The following is a 19,490-nucleotide window of genomic DNA, read 5'->3' as shown; positions in this document are numbered from 1 at the left end:
CCCGTAAGAGGGAAACCGAGCGCCATAGGGTGTTGGGCATGCGATTCGACCAGCACACGGTCGTCCTCCTGATCCGAGCGTCGGATCCGCCGGACCTGCCAGCGGAGGCGATCGACCGGCTACGCGACGCCCACCTGGCCCACCAGGCGGGTCTTGTGGAGCAGGGACTGGTTCTCGCGGCCGGACCGCTCCTGGCCGCCGACGACGACCGGATGCAGGGCATCGTCGTCTTCTCCATCGCCCCCGACGAGGTACGCGGGCTCTACGCCGACGACCCGGCCGTTCGCGCCGGCCTGCTCATCGCGCGGGTGGCGAGTTGGCTGGTGCCTGAGAGCAACGTGCGGTTCGAGAGCGTGCCGATCCCCGTGTCGATGGTCGAGGCGGCGGCGGGCGACTGACCCGGTCAGCCGGGCAGGTCCGCGAGCGGCAGTACCCGCAGGTCGTCCGGCTCGCCCACGATGACCCGCAGCGCGGGGAAGTAAGCCGTCAGCACTGGCCGACACCTGTCGCACGGGCTGACGACCGCCCGGCCCCGGTCGGTGACCGAGACGATGGTCTCCAGCTCGGACACGCCCTGCGTGGCGGCGGTGCCGATAACGACCAACTCCGCGCAGGTGTCCCCGCTGTCGTGCCGGACGTCGACCCCGGAGAACACCCGCCCGTCGGCGGTACGGGCGGCCGACGCGCCGGTGTGGTGGCGACTGCGGCACCGTAGTTTGGCGACCGCCGTGGCGGCCTGTACCAGCGCCCGATCGGTGTCCCGCAGCTCCATCCCGGCCCCCAGCGCTCGACGTCGGCCGCAACTGTAGACCGCTGTCCGCGCGCCGAAGCACCCACGCGCGGTAACCCGGGGGCGGATCAACGGCGGGCTGCCTATCCTTGGGCACGACATGCAGAATCCAGCCGCCTCCGCCGCGACCGATCCGGTACGCGAGCTGCACCGCCGTCTCTCCCCTCTGATGTTCCGCGACCAGCGCCGGCTCCAGCGGCGCCTGGACGGTGCCCGCAAGCTGCGTGACCCGCAGCGCCGGGAGGCGGCGCTCACCGAGATCACCGCCGAACTGACCCGTGCCGAGCAGCGGTTGGCCGCCCGCCGGGCGGCGGTGCCGGTGATCACGTACCCGGCGGGGTTGCCGGTCAGTGAGCGCAAGGACGACATCGCCGCGGCCATCCGTGACCACCAGGTGGTGATCGTGGCCGGCGAGACCGGCTCCGGCAAGACCACCCAGCTTCCCAAGATCTGCCTGGAGCTGGGGCGTGGGGTGCACGGCCTGATCGGGCACACCCAGCCCCGGCGGCTCGCGGCGCGGACGGTGGCCGACCGGATCGCCGACGAGCTGGGCACCGAGCTGGGGGACGTGGTCGGCTACAAGGTGCGCTTCACCGACCAGGTCAGCGACCGCAGCCTGGTGAAGCTGATGACCGACGGCATCCTGCTGGCCGAGTTGCAGACCGACCGGATGCTGCGCCAGTACGACACGTTGATCATCGACGAGGCGCACGAGCGCAGCCTCAACATCGACTTCATCCTCGGGTACCTGCGGGAGCTGCTGCCCCGGCGACCCGACCTCAAGGTGATCATCACGTCGGCGACCATCGAGACCGACCGGTTCGCCCGGCACTTCGCCGGTCCACCCACCGCCGACGAGCCGCAGGGCGTGCCCGCGCCGGTGGTCGAGGTGTCCGGCCGCACCTACCCGGTGGAGGTGCGCTACCGGCCACTGGTCGAGCTGGCCGAGGGCGAGGAGGACGCCGACGCCGACGAGGAGACCGTCCGCGACCAGATCCAGGCGATCGGCGACGCCGTCGAGGAGCTGGCCGCCGAGGGCCCCGGCGACATCCTGGTCTTCCTCAGCGGCGAACGGGAGATCCGCGACACCGCCGACGCCCTGGGCAAGCTGGTGCAGAAGAAGCGCTCGCTGCTCGGCACCGAGATCCTGCCGCTGTACGCCCGGCTCTCCAGCGCCGAGCAGCACCGGGTCTTCGCCGCGCACACCTCGCGCCGGGTGGTGCTCGCCACCAACGTCGCGGAGACGTCGCTGACCGTGCCCGGCATCAAGTACGTGGTGGACCCGGGCACCGCCCGCATCTCCCGCTACTCCAGCCGGCTGAAGGTGCAGCGACTGCCGATCGAGCCGATCTCCCAGGCGTCGGCCAACCAGCGCAAGGGCCGCTGCGGCCGTACCTCGGACGGCATCTGTATCCGCCTCTACGACGAGCAGGACTTCCTGTCCCGCCCCGAGTTCACCGACCCGGAGATCCTGCGGACCAACCTGGCGTCGGTCATCCTCCAGATGACCGCGATCGGGCTCGGCGACCTCGCGGCGTTCCCGTTCATCGACCCGCCGGACCGGCGCAACATCACCGACGGCGTCAACCTGCTGCACGAGCTGGGCGCCCTGGACCCGACCGAGGCCGACCCGGCGAAGCGGCTCACCACGCTGGGCCGGCGACTGGCCCAGCTGCCGGTCGACCCTCGACTGGCCCGGATGGTGGTCGAGGGCGAGCGCAACGGGTGCGCCACCGAGGTGCTGGTGATCGCCGCGGCGCTCTCCATCCAGGATCCCCGGGAAAGGCCGGCGGAGAAGCAGGCCCAGGCCGACCAGGCGCACGCCCGGTTCGCCGACAAGGAGTCGGACTTCGTCGCCTTCCTCAACCTGTGGCGCTACCTGCGCGAGCAGCAGCGGGCGCTGTCCTCCAGCGCGTTCCGCCGGATGTGCAAGGCGGAGTACCTGAACTACCTGCGGATCCGCGAATGGCAGGACATCGTCAGTCAGCTGCGGCAGGTCCTGCGTACCCCCGCCGAGAGTGACCGGCGCGGCGGGCGGCCGGCGCGCGACACCGCCGGCGACGCGGACGCCGGCCGGGGTGCGGGCCGGCACGGCGGCGCGGACCTGCCGGAGGAGATCGACACCCCGAGGGTGCACCAGTCGCTGCTGCCCGGCCTGCTCTCGCACATCGGCCTGAAGGACGCCCAGAAGCACGAGTACCTGGGCGCTCGCGGTGCGAGGTTCGCGCTGTTCCCCGGCTCGGCGCTGTTCAAGAAGCCGCCGCGCTGGGTGATGGCCGCCGAGCTGGTGGAGACCTCCCGGCTGTGGGGTCGCATCGCCGGGCGGGTCGAGCCGGAGTGGGTCGAGCCGCTGGCGCAGCACCTGGTGAAGCGCAGCTACAGCGAGCCGCACTGGGAGAAGAAGCAGGCCGCGGTGATGGCCTACGAGAAGGTCACCCTGTACGGCGTCCCGCTGGTCACCTCCCGCAAGGTCAACTTTGGGCGGATCGATCCGACGCTGAGCCGGGAGCTGTTCATCCGGCACGCGCTCGTCGAGGGCGACTGGCAGACCCACCACCAGTTCTGGGCCGACAACAAGCGGCTGCTCGCCGAGATCGAGGAGCTGGAGAGCCGGGCCCGACGCCGGGACATCCTCGTCGACGACGAGACCATCTTCGGCTTCTACGACCAGCGGATCCCCGCCGACGTGGTCTCCGGCCGGCACTTCGACACGTGGTGGAAGAAGACCCGCCGGGAGCAGCCCGACCTGCTCACCTTCACCCGCGACCTGCTGGTCAACGACGGTCGGGCCGGGGTGGACGAGGACGACTACCCCGACCAGTGGCAGGCCGACGGGGTGAGCCTGCCGCTGACCTACCGGTTCGAGCCGGGGACGCCGACCGACGGCGTCACCGTGGACATCCCGCTGCCGCTGCTCAACCAGGTGCCGGCGGAGAGCTTCGACTGGCAGGTGCCGGGGCTGCGCGAGGAGACGGTGATCGCGCTGATCCGGTCGCTGCCCAAGCCGATCCGCCGCAACTTCGTGCCGGTGCCGGACTTCGCCCGGGCCGCCCTGGCGGCGATCACCCCCGGCGAGGAGCCGCTGCTGGACGCGCTCACCCGGCAGCTGCGCCGGATGACCGGGGTCACCGTGCCCCGCGACGCCTGGGAGCCGGCCAAGCTGCCCGCGCACCTGCGGGTCACCTTCCGGGTCCTCGGCGACGACGAGAAGCCGGTCGCCGAGGGCAAGGACCTGCCGGCCCTGCAACGTCAGCTCCGCCAGGAGGTACGCCAGGTGGTGGCGGCCGCCGCGCCGGAGGTCGCCCGTACCGGGCTGCGCGAGTGGAGCATCGGCACGCTGCCGCGCACGATCGAGCAGGTCCGCGCCGGCTACGCGGTGACCGCGTACCCGGCCCTGGTCGACGAGGGCGCCTCGGTCGGGGTGAAGGTGTTCGACTCCCCTGCCGAGGCGGAGGCCGCGCACTGGGCGGGCACCCGCCGGCTGCTGCGGCTCACCGTGCCGTCCCCGGCGCGGTTCCTGCAGGGCCGGCTCAGCAACGAGGCGAAGCTGGCGTTGAGTCGCAACCCGCACGGCGGCGTACAGGAGCTGATCGAGGACGCGGCGGGCGCGGCCATCGACCGGCTGATCGACGCCGCCGGCGGGCCGGCGTGGGACGCCGAGGGGTTCGCGGCGCTGCGCGAGAAGGTCCGCGCCGACCTGGTCGACACCGTGGTCGAGGTGATGGACCGGGTGCGCCGGGTCCTCGCCGCCGCGTACGCCGTCGAGCAACGGCTCGGCACCACCCGCAACCTCGCCGTGGTGGCGGCGCTGGCCGACATCCGCAACCAGCTCGCCGGGCTGGTGCACGCCGGTTTCATCACCGAGACCGGGTACGCGCGGCTGCCCGACCTGCTGCGCTACCTCACCGCCATCGAGCGCCGGCTGGACCGGCTGGGCGGCAACCCGCAGCGGGACCGCCAGCAGCAGGACCGGGTCGCGGTGGTGCAGAAGGAGTACGCGGACCTGCTCGCCGCGCTGCCGCCGGCCCGCCGTCAGGAGACCGCCGTCCGGCAGATCCGCTGGATGATCGAGGAGTTGCGGGTGAACGTGTTCGCCCAGGCGCTGGGCACCCCGTACCCCGTCTCCGAGCAGCGGATCTACCGCGCGATGGACGACGCCGAGGGCCGCTGATCCGGCCCTGCCGGGTCAGCGGCCGCAGCGGTCAGCGTGCCTGGACGGACAGCGTTCGGGCGGCCGGCACGTTGCGGACTGAGTTGACCAACGTCGCGCCGCGGGGCTCCGCCGTGGTCGGCGCCCACCAGGCGCGGTTCTCCCGGTACCAGTGGAAGACCTCAGCCAGCCCGTCCTCGAACTTGATCTGCGGCTCGAAGCCCAGCTCATCGGTGATCTTGCGAAAGTCCAGCGAGTAACGCTGATCCTGCACCTTGCGGTCCGGCACGTGCCGGACCCGGTCCCAACCGGCGCCGGCCAGCCGCAGGATCCGCTCGGTGAGGGCGGTGTTGGTCAGCTCGATGTCGCCGCCGATGTTGTAGACCTCGCCGGCGCGGCCCTTGGCCAGCACCAGCGCGATGGCACGGCAGTGGTCGTCCACGTGCAGCCACTCGCGCACGGCGGCGCCGTCGCCGTGCAGGGTGATGTCCTGCCCGGTGAGCAGGCTGGTGACGAAACGCGGGATGACCTTCTCCACGTGCTGGTACGGCCCGTAGTTGTTGGCGCAGCGGGTGATGGAGACGTCCACGTCGTACGTGCGCCAGTAGGAGCGGACCACGTGGTCGCTGGCCGCCTTGGAGGCCGCGTACGGGGAGTTGGGTTCCAGCACGCAGGTCTCGTTCCAGGAGCCCTCGCTGATCGAGCCGTACACCTCGTCGGTGGAGACGTGCACGACCCGGCCGACACCGGCCCGCGCGCAGGCGGCCATCAGGTGGTGCGAGCCCATCACGTTGGTCTCGAAGAACGGTGCCGGGTCGTCGATGGACCGGTCCACGTGCGACTCGGCGGCGAAGTGCACGACCGCGTCGTGCCCCGGCACCAGGTCGGCGAGCAGCTGCCGGTCGCAGATGTCCCCCCGGACGAACGTCAGACGGGGATGCGTGGCCGGCAGGTTGGCCCGATCACTGGCGTAGGTCAGCTTGTCGATCACCGTGACGTCGCAGTGCTCGAACCCGACGTAGCGCCCGCCGAGCAGGCTGCGCGCGAAATGCGAGCCGATGAAGCCAGCGCCGCCGGTAACCAGGATCCTCATGTGTGGCCTCCCTGCCGGCGAGAAGACGCCCACCGGTGAGCTGTGCTGAGACGAATGGGGCTTTTGCCCCGTGCAAGAACCCACCTTAGGTGACCACCATCGGCACCGACGGTAATATCGGGCCCTTAAGGATGAATTAACCCACCAGGTCGAATACCGGACCCGTTCAGCGAGGATCGACACCCGGAGGAAGGTCGTTGTGCTCGATCGCGGCCTGTACGTAGTCGAGCAGGATCCGCCGTAGCTCCCGACCGGCATGGGTCGGTACGACGTCGCGCCGACGGGCCACCGCGATGGTCCGTCGCACCCCGGGCGGAGCGAGCGGGGTGATCCGGACCCCGGGCCGCCGGGCCAGCACGATGCCGGGCACCAGCGCGACGCCCAGCCCGGCCTCGACGAAGCTGAGCACGGCGTCCATCTCGCCGCCGTCCACCGCGAAGGTCGGCTCGAAGCCCGCCTCACGGCACGCCTGGATGGTGGCGTCGCGCAGGTCGTAGCCCTCCCGGAACATCACCATCGGCTGGTCGCGCAGGTCGGTGATGCGCAACTCCCCGGTCGCCGAGGCGGTCGGCACCTCCCCGACCGAGGCCACCACCAGGCTCTCGCGCAGGATCGGATCGACCCGCAGCCCTGGGTCGGCACCCTGGGCGGGCATGATGATCAGGGCCAGGTCGAGGTCGCCGCGGAGCAGATCGCGGACCAGGTCCTGGGAGCCGCCCTCCTCGACCCGGAGGTCGACGGTCGGGTGGGCGTCGCGGAAGCGGCGCAGCACCGGCGGGGCGAGCGACGTCGCCAGGCTGGGGGTCGCGCCGAGCCGGACGCGTCCCCGGCGTAGGCCGACCAACTCCTGCACCTCCCGGGTCGCGGTCTCCACGTCGGCGAGGATCCGGGTGGCCAGCGGCAGCAGCACCTCGCCGGCCGCGGTGAGGGCGATGTTGCCCCGTACCCGTTCGAAGAGCGGGGCGCCGAGGTCGGTCTCCAAAGCGTGAATTTGCTTACTGAGCGAGGGCTGCGTGATGCCCACGATGTCGGCGGCTTGGGTGAAATGTCGTACTTCGGCCACCGCGACGAAGTACCGGAGCTGATGAAGTTGCATCTACATAGCTTATGGCTATCAACACTGCGAGTTCGATGCATTGGACGACTGATCGAAGTGCTCCTAGCGTCGGTCCCGTGGTAATCACGAAAACTCGGTCGCCCATCCGCTCGAACGTCGGCCTCAAGGCCGTCATGGCGGTGACGGGCATCCTGCTGGTGCTGTTCCTGATCGCCCACATGCTCGGGAACCTGAAGGTGTTCACGGGGGAAACCTCGTTCGACCACTACGCGCACTGGCTGCGCGAGATCGGCAAGCCGCTGCTGCCCGGCGTCTGGTTCCTGTGGATCCTGCGCACCGTGCTGGTGGTGGCCGTCGTCGCCCACATCTGGGCCGCTACCGTGCTGGCCCTGCGCGCCCGCGCCGCCCGCCCGGTCAAGTACGCCCACCGCAAGAAGGTCCGGGGCAGCTACGCGGCCCGCACCATGCGCTGGGGTGGCGTGATCATCCTGCTGTTCGTGATCTACCACCTCCTGGACCTGACCACCGGCACGCTCAACCCGGTCGGCGACGCCAGCAACCCGTACGGCAACGTCGTCGCCGACTTCGCGCCGGAGCGCTGGTACGTCACGCTCTTCTACACCCTGGCGATCGTCGCGGTGGGTTTCCACCTGCGCCACGGCGCGTTCAGCGCGTTCCGCAGCCTCGGCCAGCAGACGCCACGGGGTGAGCGCCGGGCACGCAACGCCGCGCTGATCCTCGCCGTCGCGCTGTGCGCCGGATACCTGGTGGTCCCGTTCGCCGTTCTCACCGGATTGGTGTCCTGACATGGAACTCTTCACCGAGGGCGACCCGATCGCCGACACGAAGGCTCCCGCCGGCCCGGTCGAGAAGCGCTGGGAGACCCGGCGCTTCGAGGCCAAGCTGGTCAACCCGGCCAACCGCCGCAAGATGACGGTGATCGTGGTGGGCACCGGCCTGGCCGGCGGCTCGGCCGCCGCGACCCTGGCCGAGCAGGGCTACCACGTCAAGTCCTACTGCTACCAGGACAGCCCGCGCCGGGCCCACTCGATCGCGGCGCAGGGCGGCATCAACGCCGCGAAGAACTACCGCAACGACGGCGACTCGGTGCACCGGCTGTTCTACGACACCGTCAAGGGCGGCGACTTCCGCTCCCGGGAGTCGAACGTGCACCGGCTCGCCGAGGTGTCGGTCAACATCATCGACCAGTGCGTCGCCCAGGGCGTCCCGTTCGCCCGCGAGTACGGCGGCCTGCTGGACACCCGCTCCTTCGGTGGCGCCCAGGTGCAGCGCACCTTCTACGCCCGGGGCCAGACGGGCCAGCAGCTGCTGCTCGGCGCGTACCAGGCCCTGGAGCGGCAGATCGGCCTCGGCACCGTGGAGATGAACGCCCGGCACGAGATGCTGGAACTGGTCATCGTCGACGGCAAGGCCCGCGGCATCGTCGTCCGGGACCTGGTCACCGGCGAGATCAGCACCGAGATGGCCGACGCCGTCGTGCTCGCCTCCGGCGGCTACGGCAACGTCTTCTACCTCTCCACCAACGCCAAGGGCTGCAACGTCACCGCCACCTGGCGGGCGCACCGCAAGGGCGCGTACTTCGCCAACCCGTGCTACACGCAGATCCACCCGACCTGCATCCCGGTCTCCGGCGACCACCAGTCGAAGCTGACCCTGATGAGCGAGTCGCTGCGCAACGACGGCCGGGTCTGGGTGCCGAAAACCAAGGGCGACGACCGCAACCCGCGCGACATTCCGGAGGACGAGCGGGACTACTACCTGGAGCGGATCTACCCCTCCTTCGGCAACCTGGTCCCCCGCGACATCGCCTCCCGCGCCGCGAAGAACGTCTGCGACGAGGGCCGGGGCGTCGGACCGACCAAGCTGGGCGTCTACCTCGACTTCGCCGACGCCATCGACCGCCTGGGCCGCAAGGCCATCGAGGCCAAGTACGGCAACCTCTTCGAGATGTACGAGCGGATCACCGGCGAGGACCCGTACGAGGTGCCGATGCGGATCTACCCCGCCGTGCACTACACGATGGGCGGCCTCTGGGTCGACTACGACCTCCAGTCGAGCATCCCCGGCCTGTTCGTGATCGGCGAGGCGAACTTCTCCGACCACGGCGCCAACCGCCTCGGCGCCTCGGCGCTGATGCAGGGCCTGGCCGACGGGTACTTCGTGCTGCCCACCACCATCGCCAACTACCTGGCCTCCGGCCCGCTGGACAAGGTCGACGCCAGCCACCCGGCGGCCGTCGAGGCGCGTACCGACGTCGAGGACCGCATCCAGCGGCTGCTCGCGGTCAACGGCGACCGGACCGTGGACTCGTTCCACCGGGAGCTGGGCCAGATCATGTGGGAGCACTGCGGCATGGAGCGCAGCGAGGCCGGGCTGCGCAAGGCGATCGACGAGATCCGTGCCCTGCGCGACCAGTTCTGGCAGCGGGTCAAGGTGTCCGGCACCGGCGAGGAGCTGAACCAGTCGCTGGAGAAGGCCGGCCGGGTGGCCGACTTCTTCGAGCTGGCCGAGCTGATGTGCATCGACGCCCTGCACCGCGAGGAGTCCTGCGGCGGCCACTTCCGGGCCGAACACCAGACCCCCGACGGTGAGGCGCAGCGCGACGACGACCGGTTCGCGTACGTCGCGGCCTGGGAGTTCACCGCCACCGGTGAGCCCGCGGTGCTGCACAAGGAAGACCTGAAGTTCGAATACGTCCACCCCACGCAGCGGAGCTACAAGTGAACCTGACCCTGCGCATCTGGCGCCAGAAGGGCCCTGAGGACAAGGGTCGGATGGTGACCTACCCGGTCGACGACGTGTCCCCGGACATGTCGTTCCTGGAGATGCTCGACGTGCTCAACGAGCGGCTGATCCTCGCCGGCGAGGACCCGGTGGCGTTCGACCACGACTGCCGCGAGGGCATCTGCGGCATGTGCGGTCTGATGATCAACGGGGACGCGCACGGGCCGCAGCGCGGCACCACGGCGTGCCAGCTGCACATGCGGCAGTTCTCCGACGGCGAGACCATCGACATCGAGCCGTGGCGGGCCAGCGCCTTCCCGGTCGTCAAGGACCTGGTGGTCAACCGGAACGCCTTCGACAAGATCATCGCCGCTGGTGGCTACATCACCGCCCCCACCGGCAGCGCGCCCGAGGCGCACTCCACCCCGGTCGCCAAGGCCAACGCGGACGCCGCCTTCGAATCGGCCGCCTGCATCGGCTGCGGCGCCTGCGTGGCAGCCTGCCCGAACGGCTCCGGCATGCTCTTCACCGCCGCCAAGCTCACCCAGCTCTCGCTGCTGCCGCAGGGCCAGCCGGAGCGCTACACCCGGGTGATCGGCATGGTCGACGCGCACGACGAGGCCGGCTTCGGCGGCTGCACCAACGCCGGCGAGTGCACGGTGGCCTGCCCGAAGGGCATCCCGCTGAACACCATCGGACGGCTCAACCGCGACTACCTCAAGGCCACGGCCGTCCGCGGCGACACGCCCGGCTCCTGAGTTCCTCCGCCGTGACCGCCGCACCCCTGTCGGGGTTGCGGCGGTCTGGCGTTTGGTCGCGGTGGCCATGTAGGTGGTTGCGGTTGGGGGGCTGGGGCGACCACCGGCCCGACCGCGACCACCGGCGAAGACTCCGGCCAGCCCACCGACCCGAGCGACACACCCGTGCGGTGTGGCCGGTTCAACTCCCTTCCCCCGGGTAGCAGTCAGGCAGCGACCGAGGGAGGCATACCAGACATGAAGGCGTTGACCTGGCAGGGCAAGCGGGACGTACGGGTCGAGGAGGTGCCGGATCCCCGCATCGAGGAACCGACTGACGCGATCGTGAAGATCACGTCGACGGCGATCTGTGGCTCCGACCTGCACCTGTACGAGGTGCTGGGACCGTATCTGAAGCCGGGCGACGTTCTCGGCCACGAGCCGATGGGCATCGTCGAGGAGGTCGGGCCGGGGGTGACCCGGCTCAAGCCGGGGGACCGGGTGGTGGTGCCGTTCAACATCTCCTGCGGCAGCTGCTGGATGTGTGAGCGTCAGCTGTACGCCCAGTGCGAGACCACCCAGGTCGCCGGCGAGGGCAAGGGTGCGGCGCTGTTCGGCTACACCTCGTTGTACGGTTCGGTGCCGGGCGGGCAGGCCGAGTACCTGCGCGTCCCACAGGCTCACTTCGGACCGATCACCATTCCGCAGACCGGTGCCGACGAGCGCTACCTCTACCTGTCCGACATCCTGCCGACGGCGTGGCAGGCGGTGAAGTACGCGGACACCCCGCCCGGCGGCACCCTGGCCGTGTTCGGGTTGGGTCCGGTCGGCCAGTTCTGCGCCCGTATCGGCCGCCACCTCGGCGCGGGCCGGGTGATCGGGTTGGACCTGGTGCCGGAGCGGCTGGAGCTGGCGCGTCGGCACGGCATCGAGGTGCTCGATGTCCGCGAGCTGACCGATGTGCCGGGCGCGTTGATCGACCTGGTCGACGGGCGCGGCCCGGACGCGGTGATCGATGCCGTCGGTATGGAGGCGCACGGTTCGCCCGGTGGCAAGCTGGCCCACGCGGCCGTCGGGCTGCTGCCGGACAAGCTTGCCGCGGTGATGACCGACAAGGCCGGCATGGACCGGCTGTCCGTTCTGCACGCCGCCGTCAAGGCGGTTCGCCGCGGCGGCACCGTGTCGATCTCCGGCGTCTACGGCGGTGAGGTGGATCCGATGCCGCTGATGGAGATGTTCGACCGGGGCATCCAGCTGCGGATGGGGCAGTGCCACGTGCGCCGGTGGACCGACGAGATCCTGCCGCTGCTCTCCGGCGACGACGATCCGCTGGGCGTCGAGGATCTGCGCACCCACCGGGTGCCGCTGGCGCGGGCGCCGGAGGCGTACGAGATGTTCCAGAAGAAGGAGGACGGCTGCATCAAGGTCGTGCTCGCGCCGTGAGTCGGGTCGTGGTGATCGCGGGCGCGACCAGCGGGATCGGTCGGGCGACGGCCCGGGCGTTCGCCGAGCGCGGCGACCGCCTGGTCCTCGCCGCCCGCGCACCACGGACCCTCGCGGAGGTACGCGCGGAGTGCGCCGACGCCGACGTTCTGACCGTGCCCACCGACGTCACCGAGCCGGGCGCGCTGGAGGCGCTCGCCGAGGCGGCGATCGCACGGTTCGGCCGCATCGACGTCTGGGTGCACACGGCGGCGGTGATGGCCTACGGCCGCTTCGACGAGCTGCCGGAACGGGTCTTCGACCAGGTGGTACGGACCGATCTGCTGGCCGCCGCCGGCGCGGTGCGGGTGGCGCTGCGGCACTTCCGGGCCACCGGCGCCGGCACGCTGATCCTCACCGGCTCGGTGTTGGGGCACGTCACCGCGCCGTACATGAGCGCGTACGTGGTCAGCAAGTGGGGCCTGCAGGGGCTGGCCCGGACGGTGCAACAGGAGCTGCGCGACAGTCCACGGATCCGGCTCTGCCTGGTCAATCCGGGCAGCGTGGACACGCCGGTCTATCAGCAGGCGGCGAACTATCTGGGCCGGGTCGGCCGGCCCCCGCCGCCGGTCGCGGGTGCGCAGCGGGTGGCGCGGGCCATCGTCGACTGCGCAGACCGGCCCCGCCGCGAGGTGTCGGTGGGCCGGCTGAACGTGGTGCTGCGGGCCGGCTTCACGGTGCTGCCGGGCGTCTACGACGTCCTCGTCGGGCCACTGATGCGGTTGGCGGGCCTGAGTGGACGGTCGGTGGCCGCACACGACGGCACCGTCTTCGCGCCGAACCCGGCCGGCGAGTCGGTGGGCGGTGGTCACCTGCCCGACCTGCGGCAACTCGTGTCCGGACCGGTCGGTGCGGTCGGGGCCGCACTGCGCCGACGGCTCGGCTGACCTGTTCGGGCTTGTTCGGGACTGTTCGGGAGGGCGTCATGCGTCGATCAACCCGCCTAGGGTGGTGGGCCGGCAAGCGCTCCGGCGCCCCCCGACGGGAGAGACGATTGACCATCCGACTGAACCGCAGGACGGCACTCGGACTGGGCACAGTGGCCGCCACCGGTACGGTGCTCGGCGCCGCCACGCCGGCCAGCGCCGCCGAGCGCCCCGGCGCCCGCCCGATTCCCGGCGCCTTCCCCAGCACTCCGGCGACACCCACCGACCAGGTTGCGGCCGCCTACACCCGGTACCGCACCGCGGCCGGCGGCAACTGGCAGGCGTACGTCAGCGTCGCCGACCCGGCCGGAGCGCCGGTCGTCGCGGTGGCGGCCGACGCGGACCGACGGATCGAGGCGTACAGCGTCAACAAGATCGCCGTCGCCACGGCGGTGCTCGACAACATCGACCGGGGGCTGCTCACCCTGGACCAGCGGGTGGAGGTGACCGCCGCGATCGTCGTGCCGGGCGGCGACGGCATCTTCAGCCTGGACGGCGCGTACCCCAGCATGGTGACCATCGGGCACGTGCTGGCCAACCTGCTGACCGTCTCGGACAACACGGCGGTGCGGCTGTGCGGCCCGGTCGCCCCGGCCGCCGAGATCAACTCCATTCTGGTCGCCAAGGGCTTCCCGAACACCCAGGTCGAACCGGTCGCCAACCCGAACCGGTTCTTCCTCGGCACCAGCACCCCGCGCGAGACGCACGACCTGCTGCGCGCCCTGGTCGCCGGGACCCTGCTGTCGCCTGCCTCGACGACGTTCCTGCTCGGGCTGCTGCGCTCGCCGGTGGCGTTCACCGACGGCATCCGACGCACGATGTCCTCCGACGAGCGGGCCCGGATCGCCACCAAGGCCGGCTGGTTCGCCGACGCCCGGCACGAGGCCGGCGTGATCTTCGACCGGTCCGGCGCGGCGGTGCTCACCTACGCGCTCTTCGCCGACGGGCAGGCTGACCCGGACAACTTCGGCGCCACCCACCCGGCGGTGCAGGCCCGCGCGGGCATGGGCCCCACGTTCCTGGCCGCGGTGGACCGGCTCGTGGGCACCGGCAAGACGGTCCGGATCACCGCCCCACGCCCCAGTAACGGCGGCTAGACGCCGCCGCCGGGTCGGTCGCCACTGCCGGCGACCGACCCGGCGTGGCGACCGCCGGGGCACGGGCTCGTCCGGGTGACTACCGTGTAGGGGCGGACACGTCGGAGGGACGGCAATGGCACGAGCGCAGAGCACGGACGTCGAACGGTCACTCGGGCGGCGGATGCGGGGCGCGGCTGGCCTGGCCGCACTGGCCGGCCTGGCCTGGGTCGCCCGGGATGTGCCGGCGGCGCTGGGTGGCCGGCTCAGCGGGGCACGGGCCGAACGGGCCGCCCGATCGCCCCAGTTCCGCGAGGGCACCTTCCACAACCGGGCCGGCACCCGCACGATGGTCGCCGAGCCGGGCCGCAACCTGGTCCGCGAGTTGCTCTTCGGCAAGCAGAAGAGGCGTCCCACCGCGCCCGTGCCGCTGCTGCGCCCCAGCGCCGGCGCGCCGGGAGCCGCCGACACCGCCGACGAGCTCAACATCGTCTGGTACGGCCACGCCTCGACGCTGATCGAGATCGAGGGCCGGCGGGTGCTGCTCGACCCGGTGTGGAGCGACCGCTGCTCCCCCTCGGGGCTGGTCGGCCCCCGCCGGCTGCACGAGCCACCGGTGCGCATCGACGAGCTGCCGCCGCTGGACGCCATCCTCATCTCGCACGACCACTACGACCACCTGGACATGGCGACCGTGCGGGCGCTGCTCGCCGGGCAGTCCGCGCCGTTTCTGGTGCCGCTCGGGGTGGGCGCGCACCTGGACCGTTGGGGCGTACCCGCCGAGCGGATCATCGAACTGGACTGGTCCGAGTCGCACCAGGTCGCGGGCCTGGAGATCACCGCCACCGCCGCCCAGCACTTCTCCGGTCGCGGGTTGCGCCGCGACGGCACGCTCTGGAGCTCGTGGGTGGTGGCCGGGGCACGCCGCAAGGTCTTCTACACCGGCGACTCCGGCTACTTCGACGGGTACGCGGAGATCGGCGCCGAGCACGGGCCGTTCGACGTGACGCTGATGCAGATCGGCGCGTACGACCGGGCCTGGCCGACGATCCACATGTTCCCCGAGGAGGCGGTCAGCGCCCACCTCGACCTGCGCGGCGGGCTGTTCGTGCCGGTGCACTGGGCGACGTTCAACCTGGCCCTGCATGACTGGTCCGAGCCGGTCGACCGGTTGTGGGCCGAGGCCAAGGCCCGCGACGTGCGGCTCGCCGTGCCCCGCCCGGGCGAGCGGGTGGTGGTCGACGAGCCACTCGCCGTCGACGGTTGGTGGCAGTCGGTCGCCTGAGCGGGCGTCGTCAGAGCACGAACGCGTCGGTCCAGAGCGCGCCGGACCGGCCGGAGAGCGCGTCCAGCATGGCGACCGCCTGACCGTCGGTGAGCTGCGCGACGAAGTCCACGATGGCCCGACCCCGGGCCCGGCCGATCCGGTGCGGGGTACGCGGGTGCAGCTCCGCCTCCGCCAGCTCCACCAGGTCGTGCAGGCGGCGGGGCAGCCGGGACTCCTCCTCCGGGTCGAGCAGCCACTCCCACAGCGCCTCCACCAGGGTGCCCAGCAGCCGCGCCTGACCGCGCTGGTGCAGCGCCAGATCCGGGCGGGCCAGCACGAACCGGTGGTGCACGAACTTGAGCACCTGCACCTCGTGCCACTGCGCGCAGCCGAGCAGCACGTACCCGGAGCGCACCGACGGCTGGTCGGTCACGGTGATCGCCTCGACGAAGCGGGTGGACCAGCGGGCGGAGAACCGCGCCACGTACTGCTCGGCCTCGATCGAGCCGTCGAACGGCATGGCCAGCAGCCCGTCGACCAACTCCTCGCGGACGTGCTCGACGGCGGCGGCGAACGCGTCGTCGTCGGCGATCCAGGCGTCCTTGCGGTGCAGCTGCCGGCGGAGCCGCTCGATCGCCGCGCCGGGTCGACGGGCCGAGATGGCCAGCGCCGCGTCCGTGATCGCCCGGAAGTGCCCGCTCTCCCGCTGCCAGGCCATCAGCTCGGCGGACACCGCGCCCTGCTGGAGCACACCGACCCGGTAGAAGTCCTCCACGTCGTGGATGGCGTACGCGATGTCGTCGGCGGTGTCCATCACGGACGCCTCCACGGTCTGCTGCCAGTCCGGGATGCGGCCGGCGAACGGCTCCCGGGCCTGCCGCAGGTCGTCCAGCTCGGTCCGGTACGCGCCGAACTTCGACGAGCCGCTCTCCGGGTCGTCCGGCGGCGGGGTGGCGCCGCGCGGCGGCGGGTTCATCGTGCGCGGATGCGGGTCGGGGTGGTCCAGCCGGGTCCACGGGTACTTCAGCATGGCCGCGCGGACCGCCGCGGTCAGGTCCAGCCCGGTGGTGGCCGCACCCCGGATCTCGGTGCTGGTGACGATCCGGTACGACTGGGCGTTGCCCTCGAAACCGTCGGGCAGGCCGAGGCGCTGGCGGGCCAGCCGGTCCAGCACCCGCTCCCCCAGGTGCCCGAACGGCGGGTGGCCGAGGTCGTGGGCGAGCGCGGCGGCCTCCACCACGTCGGGGTCGCAGCCGCCGAGCTTGTCCAGCAGGTCGCGCCGCCGTTCGTCGGCGGTGAGCCGCTCGGCGATCGAGCGGGCCACCTGGGCGACCTTCAGGCTGTGGGTGAGCCGGTTGTGCACCAGCAGGCCGGAGCCGACCGGGCTGATCACCTGGGTGACGCCGCCGAGGCGGGCGAAGAACGGCGAGCCGACGATCCGGTCCCGGTCGGCGCGGAACGGGTCGGCGGCGAGGTCACCGAGGGCCCGGGCGCTGCCGCCGAAGAGCCGCCGGGCGCGCGGCTCCGCAGCATTTTCCATGATCGCCACGCTAGCGCAGGCCGGACGGGGCCGTGGCGGCTCACCCCGGCCGGGCGCGGCGACAGCGCCGGAGAGCGCCCGGCACAATGCAGGGCGGTACCCGCTCTTTGAGGGCGGATCGAGTCGAAGGCGGATCGAGATCGTGACCCAGTCTGTTCATCAGCGGATCGCTGACGAGCTCGGCGTGGCCGAGCGTCAGGTGCGGGCGGCCGTGGAGCTGCTCGACGGCGGCGCCACCGTGCCGTTCATCGCCCGCTACCGCAAGGAGGCCACCGGCCTGCTCGACGACACCCAGCTGCGCACCCTGGAGGAGCGGCTGCGCTACCTGCGCGAGCTGGACGAGCGGCGGGCCGCGGTGCTGGAGTCGATCCGCGGTCAGGGCAAGCTCGACGAAGCCCTGGAAGCGCAGATCATGGCCGCCGACTCGAAGTCCCGGCTGGAGGACATCTACCTGCCGTACAAGCCGAAGCGGCGGACCCGGGCGCAGATCGCCCGGGAGGCCGGGCTCGCCCCGCTGGCCGAGACGCTGCTCGCCGACCCCAGCCAGGACCCGCGGGCCACGGCCGCCGGGTTCGTCGACGCGGAGAAGGGCGTCGCCGACGTCGCCGCCGCGCTGGAGGGCGCCCGCGCCATCCTCATCGAAACCTTCGCGGAGGACGCCGACCTGATCGGCACGCTGCGCGAACAGATGTGGTCGCGGGGCCGTCTGGCCTCCCGGGTACGCGAGGGTCAGGAGACGGCCGGCGCCAAGTTCTCCGACTACTTCGACTTCTCCGAGCCGTACCCGAAGCTGCCCTCGCACCGGATCCTGGCCATGTTCCGGGGCGAGAAGGAGGGCGTGCTCGACCTCACCATGGAACCGGAGGAGGCCGGCGAGGCGGACGCCGTACCGACCGGGCCGAGCCGGTACGAGGCGGCCATCGCCGGCCGGTTCGGGGTGTCCGACGCGGGCCGCCCGGCCGACCGCTGGCTGGCCGACACGGTGCGCTGGGCGTGGCGTACCCGGATCCTCATCCACCTCGGCGCGGACCTGCGGATGCGGCTGTGGCAGGCGGCGGAGGAGGAGGCGGTGCGCGTCTTCGCCACCAACCTGCGTGACCTGCTGCTCGCCGCGCCGGCCGGCACCCGGCCGACGATGGGCCTGGACCCGGGTCTGCGGACCGGCGTCAAGGTGGCCGTGGTGGACGCGACCGGCAAGGTCGTCGCCACCGACACCATCTACCCGCACGAGCCGCGCCGGCAGTGGGACGCGTCGGTGGAGACCCTCGCCCGGCTGGCCGGGGCGCACGGGGTGGAGCTGATCGCGATCGGCAACGGCACCGCCTCCCGGGAGACCGACAAGCTGGCCGGTGACCTGATCAAGCGGCATCCGCAGCTCAACCTGACCAAGGTGGTGGTGTCCGAGGCCGGCGCGTCGGTCTACTCGGCGTCCGCGTACGCCTCGCAGGAGCTGCCCGGGATGGACGTGTCGCTGCGCGGCGCGGTGTCCATCGCCCGCCGCCTGCAGGACCCGCTCGCCGAACTGGTCAAGATCGACCCACGGTCGATCGGCGTCGGCCAGTACCAGCACGACCTGTCCGAGGTGAAGCTCTCCCGGTCGCTGGACGCGGTGGTGGAGGACTGCGTGAACGCGGTCGGGGTGGACGTCAACACCGCCTCCGCGCCGCTGCTGACCCGGGTCTCCGGGATCGGGGCCGGGCTGGCCGAGAACATCGTGCTGCACCGGGACGCCAACGGGCCGTTCCGCTCGCGTACGGACCTGAAGAAGGTGGCCCGGCTCGGGCCGAAGGCGTTCGAGCAGTGCGCGGGCTTCCTGCGCATCCCCGGCGGGGACGACCCACTGGACTCCTCCAGCGTGCACCCCGAGGCGTACCCGGTGGTGCGGCGCATCCTCGCCAGCACCGGCCAGGATCTGCGCTCGGTGATCGGCAGAAGCGCCATCCTGCGCGGGCTGCGGGCCACCGACTTCGTCGACGACCGGTTCGGCCTGCCCACCGTGACCGACATCCTCGCCGAGCTGGAGAAGCCGGGGCGTGACCCTCGGCCGGAGTTCCGCACCGCCACCTTCGTGGAGGGGGTGGAGAAGATCAGCGACCTGACGCCCGGCATGGTGCTGGAGGGCGTGGTCACCAACGTGGCCGCGTTCGGGGCGTTCGTGGACGTCGGTGTGCACCAGGACGGCCTGGTGCACGTCTCGGCGATGTCCCGGACCTTCGTGAAGGACCCCCGCGAGGTGGTGAAGTCCGGCGACGTGGTCAAGGTCCGGGTGCTCGACGTGGACGTACCCCGCAAGCGCATCTCGCTGACCCTGCGCCTGGACGACGAGCCGGCCGCCGCCGGTGGTGGTGGTCGGACGAGCCAGGAGGGGCGCGGCGGCCCGGCGCAGCGCGGACCGCAGGGTGGTCGCGGCGGACCGTCCGGGCGCGGCGGGCAGGGTGGTCAGCAGAGCGGGCGCGGCGGTGGGCAGCAGGGCTCGCGCGGCGGGCAGCAGCGGCAGAGCGCGCCGGCGCCGGCCAACGACGCCATGGCGGAGGCCCTGCGCCGCGCCGGACTGGCCTGATCGCCCACCCGGTCACCCGGTCACCCGGTCACCTCGCCCAGTGGTCGGGTGACCGGGCCGGTCAGCG

General features: G+C 71.8%; 14 protein-coding genes. 10 read left to right on the top strand and 4 right to left on the bottom strand.

Going from position 1 to position 19,490, the window contains the following annotated elements; genetic code table 11:
• Nucleotides 1-38: 38 nt before the first annotated feature.
• Nucleotides 39-398, top strand: a complete 360-nt coding sequence (locus tag F8271_RS15285; protein ID WP_151490439.1) for a YciI family protein — start codon at nt 39-41, stop codon at nt 396-398.
• 5 nt (nt 399-403) lie between these two features.
• Here F8271_RS15285 and F8271_RS15280 read toward each other — a convergent pair whose 3' ends face one another.
• The gene (locus tag F8271_RS15280) at nt 404-772 is read right to left on the bottom strand and encodes a cytidine deaminase (protein ID WP_151490438.1); all 369 of its coding nucleotides are present in this window, start codon (nt 770-772) and stop codon (nt 404-406) included.
• A 118-nt stretch (nt 773-890) separates the two neighbouring features.
• On the opposite strand from F8271_RS15280, the gene hrpA reads away from it, so the two are divergent.
• Nucleotides 891-4,961, top strand: coding sequence for an ATP-dependent RNA helicase HrpA (gene hrpA / locus F8271_RS15275; RefSeq protein ID WP_151490437.1), 4,071 nt, complete (start codon nt 891-893; stop codon nt 4,959-4,961).
• A 31-nt stretch (nt 4,962-4,992) separates the two neighbouring features.
• Here hrpA and rfbB read toward each other — a convergent pair whose 3' ends face one another.
• The gene (rfbB, locus tag F8271_RS15270; RefSeq protein WP_151490436.1) at nt 4,993-6,033 is read right to left on the bottom strand and encodes a dTDP-glucose 4,6-dehydratase; all 1,041 of its coding nucleotides are present in this window, start codon (nt 6,031-6,033) and stop codon (nt 4,993-4,995) included.
• Nucleotides 6,034-6,199: 166 nt separating this feature from the next.
• Entirely contained in the window at nt 6,200-7,129 is a 930-nt protein-coding gene (locus tag F8271_RS15265; protein ID WP_151490435.1) for a LysR family transcriptional regulator, read from the bottom strand.
• Nucleotides 7,130-7,212: 83 nt separating this feature from the next.
• On the opposite strand from F8271_RS15265, the gene F8271_RS15260 reads away from it, so the two are divergent.
• The 7 genes from F8271_RS15260 to F8271_RS15230 all read left to right on the top strand — a co-directional run bounded on the left by F8271_RS15260 (nt 7,213) and on the right by F8271_RS15230 (nt 15,341).
• Complete coding sequence (locus F8271_RS15260; protein ID WP_151490445.1) at nt 7,213-7,896, top strand: succinate dehydrogenase cytochrome b subunit; 684 nt, start codon at nt 7,213-7,215, stop codon at nt 7,894-7,896.
• 1 nt (nt 7,897) lies between these two features.
• Nucleotides 7,898-9,835, top strand: coding sequence for a fumarate reductase/succinate dehydrogenase flavoprotein subunit (locus tag F8271_RS15255; protein ID WP_151490434.1), 1,938 nt, complete (start codon nt 7,898-7,900; stop codon nt 9,833-9,835).
• Nucleotides 9,832-10,593, top strand: coding sequence for a succinate dehydrogenase/fumarate reductase iron-sulfur subunit (locus F8271_RS15250; RefSeq protein WP_151490433.1), 762 nt, complete (start codon nt 9,832-9,834; stop codon nt 10,591-10,593). The genes F8271_RS15255 and F8271_RS15250 overlap by 4 nt, the downstream gene beginning before the upstream one ends.
• 237 nt (nt 10,594-10,830) lie before the next feature.
• Nucleotides 10,831-12,015, top strand: coding sequence for a zinc-dependent alcohol dehydrogenase (locus tag F8271_RS15245; protein WP_151490432.1), 1,185 nt, complete (start codon nt 10,831-10,833; stop codon nt 12,013-12,015).
• Nucleotides 12,012-12,941 (top strand): SDR family NAD(P)-dependent oxidoreductase, encoded by a 930-nt coding sequence (locus F8271_RS15240; protein ID WP_151490431.1) that lies wholly within the window; start codon nt 12,012-12,014, stop codon nt 12,939-12,941. Before F8271_RS15245 ends, F8271_RS15240 begins: the two co-directional genes overlap by 4 nt.
• A 107-nt stretch (nt 12,942-13,048) precedes the next feature.
• Complete coding sequence (locus F8271_RS15235) at nt 13,049-14,077, top strand: serine hydrolase (protein ID WP_151490430.1); 1,029 nt, start codon at nt 13,049-13,051, stop codon at nt 14,075-14,077.
• A 115-nt stretch (nt 14,078-14,192) separates the two neighbouring features.
• Entirely contained in the window at nt 14,193-15,341 is a 1,149-nt protein-coding gene (locus F8271_RS15230) for an MBL fold metallo-hydrolase (RefSeq protein ID WP_151490429.1), read from the top strand.
• Between the two features lie 10 nt (nt 15,342-15,351).
• On the opposite strand, the gene F8271_RS15225 is transcribed toward F8271_RS15230, so the two are convergent.
• Complete coding sequence (locus F8271_RS15225) at nt 15,352-16,863, bottom strand: deoxyguanosinetriphosphate triphosphohydrolase family protein (RefSeq protein ID WP_151490428.1); 1,512 nt, start codon at nt 16,861-16,863, stop codon at nt 15,352-15,354.
• A gap of 142 nt (nt 16,864-17,005) precedes the next feature.
• Here F8271_RS15225 and F8271_RS15220 point away from each other — a divergent pair, with 142 nt between their 5' ends.
• Nucleotides 17,006-19,423, top strand: a complete 2,418-nt coding sequence (locus F8271_RS15220) for a Tex family protein (RefSeq protein WP_225854556.1) — start codon at nt 17,006-17,008, stop codon at nt 19,421-19,423.
• Nucleotides 19,424-19,490 lie beyond the last annotated feature (67 nt).

Origin of the sequence: Micromonospora sp. ALFpr18c, assembly GCF_008868155.1 — a bacterium.
Lineage (GTDB): Bacteria > Actinomycetota > Actinomycetes > Mycobacteriales > Micromonosporaceae > Micromonospora.
Note: the sequence above shows the minus strand (reverse complement) of the source record. Positions and strands in the feature narration are given on the sequence as shown.

Bases quoted from the DNA above. Each gene is read 5' to 3' on its own strand.
- hrpA (WP_151490437.1), top strand. From the start codon at position 891: ATGCAGAATCCAGCCGCCTCCGCCGCGACCGATCCGGTACGCGAGCTG.
- F8271_RS15255 (WP_151490434.1), top strand. From the start codon at position 7,898: ATGGAACTCTTCACCGAGGGCGACCCGATCGCCGACACGAAGGCTCCC.
- F8271_RS15245 (WP_151490432.1), top strand. From the start codon at position 10,831: ATGAAGGCGTTGACCTGGCAGGGCAAGCGGGACGTACGGGTCGAGGAG.
- F8271_RS15285 (WP_151490439.1), top strand. From the start codon at position 39: ATGCGATTCGACCAGCACACGGTCGTCCTCCTGATCCGAGCGTCGGAT.
- F8271_RS15225 (WP_151490428.1), bottom strand. From the start codon at position 16,863: ATGGAAAATGCTGCGGAGCCGCGCGCCCGGCGGCTCTTCGGCGGCAGC.
- F8271_RS15230 (WP_151490429.1), top strand. From the start codon at position 14,193: ATGGCACGAGCGCAGAGCACGGACGTCGAACGGTCACTCGGGCGGCGG.
- F8271_RS15265 (WP_151490435.1), bottom strand. From the start codon at position 7,129: ATGCAACTTCATCAGCTCCGGTACTTCGTCGCGGTGGCCGAAGTACGA.
- F8271_RS15280 (WP_151490438.1), bottom strand. From the start codon at position 772: ATGGAGCTGCGGGACACCGATCGGGCGCTGGTACAGGCCGCCACGGCG.
- rfbB (WP_151490436.1), bottom strand. From the start codon at position 6,033: ATGAGGATCCTGGTTACCGGCGGCGCTGGCTTCATCGGCTCGCATTTC.